We start from the raw sequence: 16024 nt of genomic DNA, 5'->3' as shown, positions 1-16024 counted from the left end.
AACAATAATTCGATTATGAAACTGAAACATTTCTTTTATGCAGGTGTCTTCGCAGTCGGGATAACAGCATGTAGTGACAATGAAGAAATAGGTAATGCCCAAACACCTACAGAAGCGAATGTCTATATGACTTTACAGATTGTAGGACCGCAAGGGATTGATTCGAGAACAGAGGAAAATCCAAATGGCGATGAAGATGGATCTCAATCAGGTGATACGGAAGTAGGAAGTACGGAAGAAAACAAGATTTCATCGGTTAATGTTTTATTATGTGATCCTACAACTCATGTAGTCACTCATTCATATAATATTGGCTCCAGTGCATTGACTTCTATCACGAATGGAGTAAGGACACCTGTAATAGAAACAAGTACAGGTATCTATGATGTATATGTCATTGCCAATCCAACAACGGAAACGATTACGGGTGACGTAACAGACAAAACTATAGATCAAATTACTGAAGCGTTAATGAAAAGCCAATATGCTGCTAATAATAAATTCTTGATGTTTAACGAGTGTAATGGTTCGGATGACACGGGCGGTGAATCGATTACGATTGGTAAAGACAATGATTATGAACATCCTGCCACTTGTTCTACAATCCAGTTGGATCGTTTAGCAGTAAAGATAACTTCTTCTGTGGGGCAATCTGTAGATATTTCAGAAATCACAACTGGGAATGATGCCGAATTCAATGCTGTACAAAGTGTAGATTTGAAAGGTTTCAAGCTGCTGAATGGAGCGACAAAAGCCAACTTGCAACAAAAGTGGACGACAACGCTTAGCGGACAAGGTTCTTATCCGTGGACTAATACTTTAATTACGCCGGCTATGAATGCGGGAAGTTCAGCAGAAACTTCATCTGCGGACGAATTTTACAATCACCTTAGTGATTTTAGAACAATTTCCAAGTCAACATCATCTACGAATAATGTAGATGTATATACCTATACAGAAGTAGAAGATTTGTACGGAGAAATTCCTTATTATAACATAAAAAGTGGAGAAGAAAAAGCCGCTATCTATTGCATGGAAAACAACCCTACCTATAGAAATGCTGCAATTACAGATGCTTTGAATGGAAACACCACAGGTTTGGTTTATCAATGGCAAGTAACACTTAAAGCTGATGCAGGTGGTGATGGAAAAGCTGGAACAAATTGCTTCTATGCATACGATGGCAATTATTATGCTTCGTTAAAAGCACTTGCAACAGCATATCCTGTAGTTTTAAATAAAGTCACTACGGGAACGACAACAGAAGAGAAAATCGCTGCTTTAGAAAAAGAAATGAATGCTGCTTACACCCATACAACGGATAAACAAGGAGAAATATCAAGGTTCCGTGCAAAATACAACATCAAGGTTTACACGGATGGCATTATGTACTATACGTATTACATCAAAGACCAGAATTATAAGCAAGTGGAAAAGACAGGACAACAGCCTGTAAATTATTATTCGGTAATGCGCAATACGGTTTATAAATTGACAGTAACCAAACTGCAACGCATCGGCACAGACATTCCCGGCGGATGGAATCCGGATAAAGACCCGGAAGACCCTGTAGACCCGACCAATGTTTATATGGTAGTAGAAGCGCAGGCTAATCCGTGGGTAGTAAGCAGCGAAAACATTACGTTGCAATGATGGACTGTAAAAGACGATTTAAAGTAAACAAAAATTTCTAATAACAACGAAGGCAATGAAAACAAGAAATCGTGTCTCCCACTTTATGCCGTGGCTGTACGGCATCTTGACGGCATGCGTACTTCAGGCTTGCATCAAGGAAGACCGGAGCGATTGTGGGCTGAACGTGCAATTCCGTTATACATACAACATACTGGATGCGGATGCATTTGCTCAAGAAGCTGATGAAGTGAAGCTATGGGTATTCGATGCTGGCAACCGGCTGGTGGCTCAATACGAAGAAGAAGGCATACGGGAAATAGATAATTTTCAACTGCACATCCCTTACTTGCCAGCAGGTGAATATTCTTTCGTGGCATGGGCAAGAAGCACAGACAAACAAGGAGAATACGCCGATTTTGAATTGCCTGAACTGAACAACGGCGCTCTTATGGAGGAGCTGACAGCCCGGCTCCCCCGTGAGAACGACGGCACGCACCGTGATCGGTTGAACAGCTTATTGAACGGGACACTGAAAGCAAGCGTTACGGGCAGGTTGCAGACGGTAACGGTTGATATGATGAAGTGTACGCATACCTTGCGCATCATCTTGATGCCCATGCAAGGAGACAAGGTGATGTCTGCCGAGGATTACCATTTCCGCATCGAAGACAAAACCGGCTGGTTGGCATACGATGCCTCTCCGTATCGGGAAGACAAAGTGGCTTATCATCCTTATTATCAGGAAGCCACCAGCGACCCTTCTGCAACCGATGGTGAAACAATAAGCAGCGCTTTGGTGGCGGAATTGAATACGTCACGTCTGATGACCGATGCGGAACCGCGTTTGATTATCAGCGATGCGGAAACAGGGGAAGAAGTGATGAATCTAAATCTGACCTGGTTTCTCTCCTTGCAGGCAATCGGCGAACACCGTGCCGAATGGAGTGACCAAGAGTACTTAGACAGGCAAGACGAATATGCCTTGACCTTTTTTATAGATGTAGACAACAATACGTGGATGAAAAGCCACATCGTAGTGAACGGCTGGGTCGTTTCGTTGGAAGAAATAGAATTGTGATATGAAAAAAGGTATCGGTATGAAATATGTCGGATGTGTGATGATTGGGGCAGTGGCAATACTATGCAGCTGCAGGGATGAATTACGTCCCGACCTTTCGCCTGCCCAAGAAGGCAAGACAAACATCATTGTCAACCTGACGGTAGAGCGGTCGGGTAGCAAGTCACCGGCTTCACGCAGTCCGCTCGACCCCAATGGAGACGAATATACATTGGGCTTTACTGCTGCCGAAAACCAAATCAATTCACTTACATTGATTATGATGCGGATAGATGCATCCGGTAATGAAGTTTTCGAAGCATCGCGGACTATCTCCAGCCCTGCTGATACCGGCAAAGACGGTGATTACGATGTGGAGTTTCAGTTGGAAACGAACGATAGGGGAGTCAAGCATTTCTATTTAGGTGCTAATCTCAGCGAAAATCATCTTGCGTCATTCCGTACACAAGATAAAGTGTTCGATGCCGGAGAAGAAGATAGTGGACATAACATTGTCGGTGCGTTGATGAATGTAAAGCATTCGCAAGAGTTAGATGGTAACATCGGTGAAGGAAGCAACATCGTAATGACTGCACCTATATTGGTAAAAAACAGACAGGACATAACGATACCTTCCGGAAGTACAGAAGAAATCATTACGATTGACAACCCGGTAAAGCTGACTCGTACCGTAGCGAAAGTGTTGCTAACCTGCGTGCCTAAATCTGATGCAGAAGAGTATGTGAAAGTTATTGATGCAAAAGATGCGAAAACAAATCCTGAGGGAGATGGAGAAAATACCGGCTGGATAAAATTTGCCGATGTCAACTACATGCTGAATGTACTTAACCGGAAAACCTACCTCAATTATCGGATAGAGGATAATAATCTGATAGACCCTAATTATGCGATGGGAGAATTGATTTCACTAAGAGAAGAAGGAGGAGGGTATGGCATTACGAATTTGGACGAATACCAGCGGGAATTTCTCTACTATGACACACAAGCCATGGTAGAAATGCTGAATAAAGACGTGCAAGACCGTGAAGGGAAAACACCCGAAGCATGCACCAGCAGAATCGCTATTAAATATGATGCAGACAAAATGAAAGTAGATGAAACTACAAATATGGGGAATGAAAATCACTATACCGAAGGACTGTATTGCACCGAGAACACGGTTTATAACGACATGACATTCGATAAGGACGCCGATTTCCAATCTGCCATCCGCTATGTAACCACCCGGGTAATGGTGGGAGCGAAATATACACCCAAAGTGATATGGGACGGAGGCAAAGAACCGATAACAACCAAAACGGAAGACGAAGCACAAGGGATATTGGATGGAGTGAAGGATGTAGATAATCCGTTAGAACCGGTCACCTATTTGGCAGGGACTTTCTGGAGGGATAGCAAAGGCAACTATTATTCGCTGGAAGGCATGAAAACGAAATTACTGGAAGATCCCAAAACCGAATTCAGCCGTTACGATGGAGGCTGGGGCTATTATTACACTTATATAGATGAGAATGCCCAAAATGGAGCAATAAAAGACCAAACCCGTTGGGGTATCAAGCGCAACCACTACTATATATTAAAGGTAGACAAAATCATCGCTCCAGGCTCGCCTTTCCCGGGCAATGAAACCATGCGTATTCACTCTGAACTGGTGGACTGGGTAGACAAAGGCGGTTCGGAGGTAGAGATAAAAGTACCACAACAATCAGAAACGGCACAACCATGAGAATGAACAGACTTTACATAGGAACAGGGATGTTGGGCATGTTGTTCTTTGCGGCATGTTCGCAAAACGATGTGCCGGACAACGGAGCATCCGGCAGTGCGGAAATGCGTATCTATACAGATGTGGCACGCGCAGACGGAGAAGAGACCGATGCCGGAAGTACAGCCAACGATGCGGTCTTTCTCTTTTGGGACTTTGGCGATGTGTTGGGAAATGCAGTGGATCCAACTCCGCTTTATGTGAAACAACCCGAAAAACACATTGATACCTACAAGCGTCCCAATGAACCTTATAATACCGGCGAACTGTATCCCGACGGTAATCGCCGTGTCATGGCTACAGGATATGCGCCTGCTACGCTGACTCCGGAAATGAGAACGGACAATACGGACAATTACGAACGCCTGACTATACCAAAAGACGGTTTATGTAAGACCGATGTGCTGACTTCCATCACACCGATAGTGGCTTCGGCTGCCCTGCCTTTTGATAGAGAGTACGGAGAGACTTTGCAATTTATGCATGCGCAGTCGCGGGTGTATTTCTATGCGAAACTGGCAAAAGGTTCAAAAGAATTTCTGAAAAATGTACGCATTAAGCTCTCCCATACCGTAGTGGCAACCCACGTGGAATGGAACCGGTATAAAAGCCTTTACGTTCCGATAGCATCCGGACAGGAAAGTTATGAACTCGCTCAACAACCCAACGATGACAACGATTACTACATGCTGACCCCTGAAAATCCATTGGAAATCGGCTGGGCATATATCGTGCCCGGACAGACTGATTTGTCGGTCGAAGTTACAGTGGCAAGGGGAGAATCGGCGGAAGCAACCGAGTGGAAGGATTTTACCGTAGAACCAACATTTGAGTTTAAGATAGAGCGGGATGCGGGTGATGATTGGGATAAGGGCAAAAATGAGAATACGCTCTATGCCAACGAGTCATACACCTTCACCCTCGTCTTCAGCGAAGAAGGCATCGAACTGATAGGAAACGAATGTCCATGGGAAGAAGGTGGTTATCTGGTAATTCCCATTTATCCTTTTAACTGATTGAAAGAAGGAGGAACGATACATGATACTGAAACAATTGAAATACGGAGCAGGCATATTAGCCCTACTGGGTATCACAGCCTGTACGCACGAGGACGCAATTTCCGTCACTCCGTCAGAAGAGCAGGAAACCATACTTTCTGCCCGAAAAAGCCACATCATTACCCGTGCAGGTGATGAAGTGAAGCAGTTTGAAGAAGGTACAAAATATTTGCTTTACGCTAACAGAGGAAACGAATGGCCCTTATATAATAGGGAAGGGATAGAGCAAGCCAACAATACAATCGGTTACGGATCACCTCTTGTCTATGACGATACTCCAATTAGTATTTACGGGGTGACGTATGGAACACCGGACAGTCCGAACAAAGCACCTGAAAATACCCCACTTGGCGTTCCGATGATTGCAGAAAAAGTAACAAATAATAGTCTGCCCGACTTGATGTTTTCCAATAACTTGATAGACCAAACGGTAAGTCATGGCTATCGGCTGGAAATGGATTTCAAACATGCCATGAGCAAACTGAAATTTAGGATTGTGAAGCAAGATGAAACGGAGGATGCGGAAGCGGAGAAGAAGTTGGAGAACGCTACATTGACAAAAATACAAGTAAAGGGTACGCACGGGACAGGTTCGTTGGACATCGTAAATGGCAAGTGGACGTATGTTGAGGAGGAAGTGGATTTGTCCGTAAGGACGTATTATGACAACACAACGGGCATGAAGGTAGAGACTGCCTCACAAGAGGTTCCGGGCGAAATGCTTGTCTTTCCGAATGAGGCAAACGAGCAGGTAACCATATCGGTTACGTTGACCGGAATAGGCGATAGCGAAGGCGAAAAGACGGTGGATTATCGCCTTATGGAGATAGATGAGGAAGGAGAGGAAGACGGTAACTTCCAATTTGAAATGAATCATGAATATACCCTGCTGATAACCGTACTGAAAGACGAAGTGCGTACCATTGCCATAGCTCCGCAGGTGTATGACTGGATTGACGAGAACAGAGATGACAACTACTTGGGACAACCCGTTACCTTTGCCAACCTGATGTGGATGGACCGTAACTTGGGTGCCAAAAGTGCCGATTGCGAAAACGATTGGGAAAACTGCAGAGGATATTATTACCAGTATGCGAGGAATATACCTTATATATTAGATAAGGAAAAGTATGATAAAAACAATGGAGTTGGTCAGATCTATCAATATCTTTATACTTACAATCAAAACGGAGAAAGGGTATATTGTGTAGATGATGAACGACCCATTGTCTTAACTTCTGCTACCATTAAAGAACGTGAAAATATTGCTGTATATCCAGGTGATGATGGGGAATATCGGTTTATTTCTGATGTAAATCAAGGAGGATATTGGATGTTAGATGAAAATGGACAAGAAGAATCATTTATTAATGAATTTTGGACAAGCAGCGTAGAAAATCATCCTTGTCCCAAAGGGTGGCGGTTGCCAACCAAAGAAGATTTTGCTTCATTTCTTCCGGAAAAACAATTTAGTACTCCTTGGTCTAAAGTATTTCATGCCCCACAAAGCTATCGTGGTTCAACTTTAAATTATATGGAAGAATTGGTTTATGGCAATGTAGGAGGCCAAAAAGTCTTTTATATAATAAAGCGCCAAGGACGTACGGATTGTTACCGCATCCGGATATTAATGAAAGAATCTACAATAACAGGGAAATGGTATTTTGAGATTGCTTATTTTTCAGGGAATGAAAAGATGTCATTTATGAATCTCACAACCGAAGAAAAATTTTTAGCATCAATGAAGGACGGTACTTTTGATTGGAGTACGCCAAGTGCCATTATGGAAGTTCCGGCATGTGGATTTATCTATCCAAGTAACTTGCACATATTGAGTGGGGATGGAATTAATGCGATATTACGTAGTAGTGATCCAAATACAACGAATAGACTGTATGCCAACTGGGTGTTTTATTTACGGGATGATAAAGATCCTTTTGTTTGCGGTCTTGTTTTTGACAGCCGCAAGGCCCTTGGCGACCAAATCCGTTGTGTGCGCGATGTAACAGCAGAAAAATAAAGAATACGTATGAAGAGAATAATCATCATAGGAATCTTGGCGGGAATGCTGGTAGCTTGCAACACCAATGAAGATGCCCCCGTATCTGTACCCGATGGCAAGGTGCAGGTAGAGTTCCAATTGCCCGGAACTTATGGCATTAGCATTTCTGATGCACAATCGAGAGCGGTAGATAACCTTGGGCCAAATGACTGGCATGATTTGCCTCAACCGACTCAGGAAGAATTATTGCCCATAGGCAGCACCTTATGGCTTAGTTATGCCAAACAGAATGAGGACGGAACCACTTACGGTACACCCAATTTACAAGGTTATGTGGTGAGGACAACCACCGGAGGGTATAATACGCTTTATCCTTGTACGACCCAAGAAGTGAATGGCAAGCTCGAAATCAATGCGGAAGAAATAGGCGCGCCTCTCTACTTGGAAGCAGGTACATACAAGTTCAAGATGATTTCGCCGGCATATCCGGTTTCTACAGACCTGAAGATGACCATTGATAATGGCATGTATCTCTATTCTACTGACGGTAGGTACAAGGAAACATATTCCCAACCTATTCCCATCGAAGTAAATACATCGGGGGTACAATATGTTAAACTGAACCCCATCATCAGCCAGGTGGCACGCTTCACCTTTACTATCCATAAAGGTAAAGGGGTCTACACCTTGGAACCGCTGGAAGCCGGCATTGAGATAAGCGGATTGCAGAATCCATTCAATCACGAAGCAGAGGGGCAATTGCAATACAACTGGAGTTCGGAAAACATCGCCGATACACTGGAGATGCGGATGGGAGACAAACGTTCGTGGGTGACATTGCCCGGCTCGGAAATAGAAACGGATGCGAATGGAACCCTGACCGGCGACATAGGCGTATTGCCTACGCTTACGATGTCTACCCCAGTCGCTGTATTGATAAACATGGCAGTCAACGGCGTGCCTACCCAATACATGACGTTGGTGAACGAAACGCACTTGCTACATGCTCATTCTTATAATTTTCGTTGGACGGTAAAAGTAGAAGGCGGACAAATCAGTGTGGTCACTTGGCAAAACCAGTCGTGGACTACCGATATAGAAGGAAATTGAAAAAGCACAAAGCATACAGATATGAAAGATAAACTAACGAAATACATCCTGTTGTGCCTGCTGGCGTGTATAGGAACAGGATGCGAGCAAACGGATACGCTAAGCAATGCCGAAATAGGAAAAGAGGTCAAAGTCCGGTTCTCGCTCGGCATGCTTCCGGCAGAAGGAACAGGCACCCGTGCGTCAGCTCCTCATGTGCCCGAAGTGGAAAATTTGATATACGATATTTGGGTGTTGCAGTTCAACGAGAACGGCATCTTGCTCGATACGAAAACAAAATATTATCCACGGGAAGGTGAATCGGGTTTGTTTGTAGAAAACTTTAAAGCCACTCTGATAGCGGCACAAAACAGTACGGTCTGCTTGGTAGTCAACACCAATGACCCCACGATTTCCTGGCCGAACAACTTTCCCGCATTCCAACGGATGCTGCTGGATGTACAGGCAAGCAACGACCTTTCCCGGCGCGACCGTATGCCCATGTGCGGATATTGGCAAGGCAATGTTACCGGAGACGGTCAGGTGCTTTCGGCATTGCTGTGCCGCATGATGACTCGTATCAATTTAGTGGTAAACAATCAGACCGGTGATGCATTGGCAGGCGGAACCGTCGCATTGAAAAATGTGCCTACAAGGGCATACGTTTATCCGCGTATCAATCAGGAAGCATTGCCCGATGACGCTTATACCAGTGAAAGTTTTAACGACAGTTTTGCAAGCATAGCCTCAGAAGCTTCGCAAGAATTTTACTATTACATCGCTCCCAACATCTGTTCGGGAGAAGGCCATGCGACAAAAGTGACCGTAACTTCCGGCGGTAAGACTTGGAGTGTCACCTTAGGAACAAGCGCACCCGATGAGTCAGACCGTATTTATACATTGTATGCCAACAATTATTATACGTTTACGCTAAACCTAAAGTAATCGACTGAAACCATCGTCAACTAAAAGAAAAAATATCTCTATCAATAGATAATGGGGAAGCGTCCCCGCACATTTTACTTAAATTAGTAATCTCGGAGCCGGTTCGCAGGGATGCGCGCCGGCTTTTTTTATTTCTGTGGTATCTTTCCATTATACTATTACGGCATGAATGTGTGCATTCCCTCGAATATTTCGCTCCGTTTCTACATCCGCAAAATGACACAAATAAATGCCGCAAGAAATATAAAACAAAGACTATTTTTGTTTTTTCGAAAAAATCCAGTACCTTTGCCGGAAAGTAAAACAAAGGGGTGCCCATGTCGGGCTGAGATTATACCCTACGAACCTGATACGGTTAGTACCGGCGAAGGGATTGTTTCTTCGGACAACACTCTTTACATACCTCCCTCTCCTGAAAGGTGTCTCTTTGGATTACTCCTTATTATATTTATACCTTATAACTATATAAAGCAATTATGACGATTATTGTAAACAACAAAGAGACCGATTTGACCCAAGGGAATACCATTGCCGATTTGGCAAAACAACTGGAGCTTCCTGAAAAAGGAGTAGCCATAGCTTTGCACAACCGTATGATTCCCCGTGAAAAATGGGCAGACCAAACCTTACAACCAAACGATAGTTTAGTTATCATCAAAGCGGCTTGTGGAGGATAATACAGCTATGGAACTGCAATTCATTACCCATTACACCGACCGATATACCTACTTCGACTCTGCCCGGATGGCACTGGAAGGCGGATGCCGGTGGATTCAGTTGCGCATGAAGGAGGCAACCGAAGAAGAGGTAGAAAAGGAAGCGATACGTGTACAGGACTTATGCCGCCAGTACGGAGCCACGTTCATCATAGACGATCACGTGGCTTTGGCAAAAAAGCTACATGCCGACGGTGTGCATCTGGGTAAAAAGGACATGCCGATAGCCGAAGCCCGCAAACTGCTGGGAAAAGACTTTATTATCGGAGGTACGGCAAACACATTCGAAGACGTGCAGATGCATTATGCCGCAGGTGCCGACTACATTGGCTGTGGACCGTTCCGCTTCACAACAACCAAGAAAAACCTAAGTCCTGTACTGGGACTGGAAGGCTACCGGAATATCGTATCACGTATGAAAGAGACAGGCATCAACTTGCCTATCGTAGCCATTGGAGGCATCGCCTTCGAAGATATTCCGGCTATTATGCAGACTGGAGTATCGGGCATTGCTCTTAGCGGAAGCATCCTGCGTGCGGATGACCCGATAGCAGAAACAAGGAGGATAATTAATAGTTAACAGTTAATAATTAATAATTAATAGTTGATATTGAATATATGAAAAAACTGATTATCGCCGATAAAGAATTCGACTCACGCTTGTTTTTAGGTACAGGCAAATTCAACTCGAATGAGATTATGGAGAAAGCTATCCTGGCTTCGGGCACGGAAATGGTGACCGTAGCCATGAAACGCATTGAACTGAATGATAAGGAAGACGATATGTTGCATCACATCGTTCATCCGCATATCCAACTTTTGCCCAACACTTCGGGTGTGCGTACGGCAGAAGAAGCTGTATTCGCCGCACAAATGGCACGCGAAGCATTCGGCACCAACTGGTTGAAGCTGGAGATTCATCCAGACCCGCGCTATCTTCTGCCCGACTCTGCCGAGACGTTGAAAGCGACAGAAGAATTGGTGAAGCTGGGATTCGTGGTATTACCTTATTGCCAGGCAGACCCTACTCTTTGCAAACGCCTGGAAGAAGCCGGAGCCGCTACAGTGATGCCACTCGCCGCCCCTATCGGTACAAACAAAGGATTGCAGACACGCGACTTCTTGCGCATTATCATCGAACAAAGTAACGTGCCGGTAGTAGTAGATGCTGGTATCGGTGCACCGAGCCATGCAGCCGAAGCCATGGAAATGGGAGCAGACGCCTGTCTGGTAAACACCGCAATCGCTGTAGCCGGAAATCCGGAAGAAATGGCTATTGCCTTCAAGGAAGCCGTGATAGCCGGACGCCGTGCTTACGAAGCAGGACTTGGCGTGCAAAGTGAGAACTTCGAAGCTTCTGCCTCGTCACCCTTAACCGCTTTTCTGAATAATTAATGTATAGGAAACAAGGTTTCAGTTGACAAAGTGACAAGGCTTTAGGCACATCAGCCAAACGATTCTGAACCTTGTCAACTTGTCAACTGAGACCTAATCACCTACAAAACATACCACCATGGAACAAGAGAACAAACCTTACGCACACCGCGAGAAAGCCTACATGCAAGGCACACTCTTCCCCTTCATCAAAGTGGGAATGCAGAAAGTAAACCTGACCCCTACCGTCACCATCCAAGACGGAAAGAAAGTGATGACTCCGAATGCGCCTGTTTATATCTACGATACCAGCGGCCCGTTCAGCGACCCTTCGGTAAAGATAGACTTGAAGAAAGGCATTGCCCGTATGCGTGAACCGTGGATTACCGGACGAGGGGATGTGGAGCAATTGCCTTCCATTACTTCCGAATATGGCAAGATGCGCCGGGATGACACTTCGCTCGATCACCTGCGTTTCGAACACATCGCCCTACCCTATCGTGCCAAAGCCGGAAAATGCTGCACCCAGATGTACTATGCCAAACAAGGCATCGTAACTCCGGAAATGGAATATGTGGCAATCCGCGAAAACATGAATTGCAAAGAATTAGGCATCGAGACACACATCACTCCCGAATTTGTGCGTGACGAGATAGCCGCAGGACGTGCCGTATTGCCAGCCAATATCAATCATCCGGAAAGTGAGCCGATGATTATCGGGCGCAACTTCCTGGTGAAAATCAATACCAACATCGGAAACTCTGCCACAACTTCGAGCATCGAAGAGGAAGTGGACAAAGCCGTATGGAGCTGCAAATGGGGAGGCGATACGCTGATGGACCTCTCTACGGGAGACAACATCCACGAAACCCGCGAATGGATTATCCGAAACTGCCCTGTACCCGTAGGCACCGTACCTATTTATCAGGCACTGGAAAAGGTGAACGGAAAAGTAGAAGACCTGACATGGGAAATCTATAAGGACACCTTGATAGAACAATGCGAACAAGGAGTGGATTATTTCACCATCCATGCAGGTATCCGCCGGCACAATGTACACCTGGCGGACAAGCGTTTATGTGGCATCGTGAGCCGCGGAGGAAGCATTATGAGCAAATGGTGCCTGATACACGACCAGGAGTCATTCCTCTACGAGCATTTCGATGACATCTGCGACATCCTTGCCCAATACGATGTAGCTATCTCATTGGGCGACGGCCTGCGTCCCGGATGTATTGCCGACGCTAACGACGAAGCCCAGTTTGCCGAACTCGACACCATGGGTGAACTTGTTGTCCGTGCATGGGAAAAGAACGTACAGGCATTCATCGAAGGTCCGGGCCATGTGCCTTTGCACAAGATTCAAGAGAACATGCAACGCCAGATCGAGCATTGTCACAACGCTCCGTTCTATACCCTCGGTCCGTTGGTAACAGACATCGCTCCGGGATATGACCACATCACATCAGCCATCGGAGCCACCCAAATCGGCTGGCTGGGTACGGCAATGTTGTGCTATGTCACTCCGAAAGAACACCTCGGATTGCCCAACCGCGAAGATGTGCGTACGGGAGTCATTACCTATAAGATAGCTGCCCATGCCGCCGACCTTGCCAAAGGACATCCCGGAGCACAAATCCGAGACAACGCCCTCAGCAAAGCCCGTTATGAGTTCCGCTGGCGCGACCAGTTCCATCTGAGCCTTGACCCCGACCGTGCGCTGGAATACTTCAACGAAGGACGCCATACCGACGGGGAGTATTGCACCATGTGCGGTCCGAACTTCTGCGCCATGAAGCTTTCGAGAGATCTCTCTTCAATTAATAATTAATAGTTAATAATTAATAATTAATAACGAGAGAGCGTCTACTTTTTTAGCTAATTACGTTTTAATCTAATAATAATCAACAATGAGAGAAAATTGATAATTAATAACAACAAGGATGCGGTCGAAAAGCATTATCAAACAAAAATCTGTGGCTTTTGCCTTGCGTATCATTAAAGCCTTCCGCTTTTTAAAAGAACAAAAAGGAGAATATGTTATGTCAAAACAATTGCTCCGAAGCGGTACAGCAATAGGAGCATTAATACGTGAAGCTGAATTTGCCGAAAGCAAAAAAGATTTTATCCATAAACTGCATATTTCATTAAAAGAAGCTAACGAAACAGACTATTGGCTGACATTGCTACACGAATCGGATTACATAAACGATATAGCTTTCCAATCCATTCAAGCGGATTGTACTGAACTGATAAAACTATTAACCAGCATAATCAAGTCCAGCAAATGCAATCCAAACGCATCCACCATTATTAATTATTAATTATTCATTATTAATTGAATAGCATGTTTAGCGAAGAATTAGAAAAAATAAGCTGGGAGGAGACGACCGAAGCCATCTACTCCAAAACAGAATCCGATGTGCTGCGGGCACTCGGCAAGTCACACTGTGATGTGAACGACTTTATGGCACTGGTTTCGCCGGCTGCCGAAAAATACCTGGAACCGATGGCACGCCTGAGCCGCAAATATACCGAAGAACGGTTCGGGAAAACAGTATCGATGTTTATTCCGCTTTATCTGACCAACTCGTGTACCAATTCGTGCGTGTATTGCGGATTCCATATCAGCAATCCTATGGCAAGGACTATCCTGACACCCGAAGAAATGGAGAACGAGTACAAAGCCATCAAGAAACTGGCTCCGTTTGAAAACCTGCTGATAGTAACCGGAGAAAATCCGGCAAAGGCAGGCGTACCGTATCTTGCCAAAGCACTTGATCTGGCAAAGCCCTATTTCTCGAACCTGAAAATAGAAGTAATGCCGCTGAAAACCGAAGAATATGCAGAACTGACCAGACACGGCATGAACGGGGTCATCTGTTTCCAGGAAACATACAACAAAGCACGTTATAACATCTATCATCCGCGTGGCATGAAATCGAAATTCGAATGGCGCGTAAACGGCTTCGACCGCATGGGACAAGCAGGCGTGCATTCTATCGGCATGGGCGTATTGATAGGATTGGAAGACTGGCGTACCGATGTCACGATGATGGCATACCACCTGCGTTATCTGCAAAAGCATTATTGGAAGACCAAATACAGTGTCAACTTCCCCCGCATGCGCCCTGCAGAGAACGAAGGATTCCAGCCCAACGTTATCATGAGCGACAAGGAACTGGCACAGGTGACCTTTGCCATGCGTATCTTCGACCACGATGTGGATATTTCGTATTCTACCCGTGAACCGGCTTATATCCGCGACCACATGGCATCGCTGGGCGTAACCACCATGAGTGCCGAAAGCAAAACCGAACCGGGAGGATATTACACTTATCCTCAGGCCTTAGAACAATTCCATATCAGCGACGACCGTACCGCCATGGAGGTAGAGTGCGCACTAAAGGCAGCCGGACGCGAACCGGTATGGAAAGACTGGGATGCTTCATTCGACTTTGTAAAATGAAGAATGAAGAATGATGAATGAAGAATCGGGTTCTGATGAACCTATATCCGCAAGCCGATGAAGCTATATCCGCAGACCTATGCATATAGCTACACCAGATTCTTCATTCATCTTTCTTCATTCTTAATTCTTCATTCAAAAAAATGGAAAGATACAACCGCCAGCTCCTTCTTCCCGAAATTGGCGAAGAAGGACAAGCACGCCTGAAAGCGGCACGTGTACTCATTGTAGGTGTAGGAGGGCTCGGCTCTCCCATCGCACTCTATCTGGCAGGTGCCGGAGTAGGAACAATCGGGCTGATTGATGATGACACCGTAAGCGAAAGCAACCTGCAGCGCCAGGTGCTCTATTCTGAAGCCGAAGTAAACCTGCCCAAAGCCCTGCAAGCCCAAAAACGGCTGGAAGCGCTGAACAGCACCATCCGGATAGAAGCCTATCCATTCCGGCTGACCGCTGAAAATGCCAAAGAAATCTTTACGCATTACGACATCATCGTAGACGGATGCGATAATTTCGCTACCCGGTATGTGATAGATGACACATGCGCCTTATTGAATAAGATATATGTATACGGAGCTATCCGCATGTTCGAAGGTCAAGTGTCCGTATTCCGATATGATAAAGGAGGGAAACGATACCGCGACCTCTACCCCGATGAAGAAGAAATGCGCTCCCTTCCTCATCCCCCCAAAGGAGTCATGGGGGTTACTCCGGGCATCATTGGATGTGCCGAAGCCAATGAAGTCATCAAGATTATCTGCGAATATGGAAACATTCTGGCTGGGAAATTATGGCAAATCGACCTGAAAACGATGGAAACCTATACGATTTTACTCTAATATGCGCAAATATTACAAACTTATTACTACCTTTGCGCATTCTATTGTGTTTAT

The 16024-nt window shown here is 45.3% G+C and carries 14 protein-coding genes and 1 riboswitch; all 14 genes read left to right on the top strand.

Annotation, left to right across the window (positions count from 1 at the left end; all coding sequences use genetic code 11):
- Positions 1-15 precede the first annotated feature (15 nt).
- Positions 16-1653, top strand: coding sequence for an Mfa1 family fimbria major subunit (locus BACSA_RS18225; RefSeq protein ID WP_013619496.1), 1638 nt, complete (start codon positions 16-18; stop codon positions 1651-1653).
- Between the two features lie 55 nt (positions 1654-1708).
- Complete coding sequence (locus BACSA_RS18220) at positions 1709-2713, top strand: FimB/Mfa2 family fimbrial subunit (protein ID WP_013619495.1); 1005 nt, start codon at positions 1709-1711, stop codon at positions 2711-2713.
- 1 nt (position 2714) lies between these two features.
- Positions 2715-4439: an Mfa1 family fimbria major subunit gene (locus BACSA_RS18215; protein WP_041584122.1), complete on the top strand. Its 1725-nt coding sequence runs from the start codon at positions 2715-2717 to the stop codon at positions 4437-4439.
- The gene (locus BACSA_RS18210; protein WP_013619493.1) at positions 4436-5494 is read left to right on the top strand and encodes a hypothetical protein; all 1059 of its coding nucleotides are present in this window, start codon (positions 4436-4438) and stop codon (positions 5492-5494) included. The genes BACSA_RS18215 and BACSA_RS18210 overlap by 4 nt, the downstream gene beginning before the upstream one ends.
- Before the next feature lie 22 nt (positions 5495-5516).
- Positions 5517-7556, top strand: coding sequence for a fimbrillin family protein (locus BACSA_RS18205; RefSeq protein ID WP_013619492.1), 2040 nt, complete (start codon positions 5517-5519; stop codon positions 7554-7556).
- A 9-nt stretch (positions 7557-7565) separates the two neighbouring features.
- A complete protein-coding gene (locus BACSA_RS18200) occupies positions 7566-8648 on the top strand; it encodes a BF2992 family fimbrillin-A clan protein (protein ID WP_013619491.1) in 1083 nt (360 codons plus the stop codon).
- Positions 8649-8669: 21 nt separating this feature from the next.
- On the top strand, positions 8670-9572 hold the full coding sequence (locus BACSA_RS18195) for a DUF4906 domain-containing protein (protein WP_013619490.1): 903 nt from the start codon (positions 8670-8672) through the stop codon (positions 9570-9572).
- Between the two features lie 297 nt (positions 9573-9869).
- A riboswitch (TPP riboswitch) is annotated at positions 9870-9962 on the top strand.
- Between the two features lie 86 nt (positions 9963-10048).
- Positions 10049-10249 (top strand): sulfur carrier protein ThiS, encoded by a 201-nt coding sequence (thiS, locus tag BACSA_RS18190; RefSeq protein ID WP_013619489.1) that lies wholly within the window; start codon positions 10049-10051, stop codon positions 10247-10249.
- Positions 10239-10868, top strand: a complete 630-nt coding sequence (locus BACSA_RS18185) for a thiamine phosphate synthase (RefSeq protein ID WP_041584120.1) — start codon at positions 10239-10241, stop codon at positions 10866-10868. The genes thiS and BACSA_RS18185 overlap by 11 nt, the downstream gene beginning before the upstream one ends.
- 38 nt (positions 10869-10906) lie before the next feature.
- On the top strand, positions 10907-11683 hold the full coding sequence (locus tag BACSA_RS18180; protein WP_013619487.1) for a thiazole synthase: 777 nt from the start codon (positions 10907-10909) through the stop codon (positions 11681-11683).
- 118 nt (positions 11684-11801) lie between these two features.
- Positions 11802-13493 carry a phosphomethylpyrimidine synthase ThiC gene (gene thiC / locus BACSA_RS18175; protein ID WP_013619486.1) on the top strand — a complete coding sequence of 564 codons (1692 nt, stop codon included), beginning with the start codon at positions 11802-11804 and terminating at the stop codon, positions 13491-13493.
- A gap of 112 nt (positions 13494-13605) precedes the next feature.
- On the top strand, positions 13606-13986 hold the full coding sequence (locus BACSA_RS18170) for a four helix bundle protein (protein WP_013619485.1): 381 nt from the start codon (positions 13606-13608) through the stop codon (positions 13984-13986).
- 23 nt (positions 13987-14009) lie between these two features.
- Entirely contained in the window at positions 14010-15131 is a 1122-nt protein-coding gene (gene thiH / locus BACSA_RS18165; RefSeq protein ID WP_013619484.1) for a 2-iminoacetate synthase ThiH, read from the top strand.
- A 143-nt stretch (positions 15132-15274) separates the two neighbouring features.
- Positions 15275-15970, top strand: a complete 696-nt coding sequence (locus BACSA_RS18160) for a HesA/MoeB/ThiF family protein (RefSeq protein ID WP_013619483.1) — start codon at positions 15275-15277, stop codon at positions 15968-15970.
- The last annotated feature ends 54 nt before the right edge of the window (positions 15971-16024 follow it).

Origin of the sequence: Phocaeicola salanitronis DSM 18170 (genome assembly GCF_000190575.1) — a bacterium.
Classification (GTDB): Bacteria; Bacteroidota; Bacteroidia; order Bacteroidales; family Bacteroidaceae; genus Phocaeicola; species Phocaeicola salanitronis.
The sequence above is the reverse complement of the archived record's forward strand: the minus strand, read 5'-3'. Positions and strand labels throughout refer to the sequence as shown.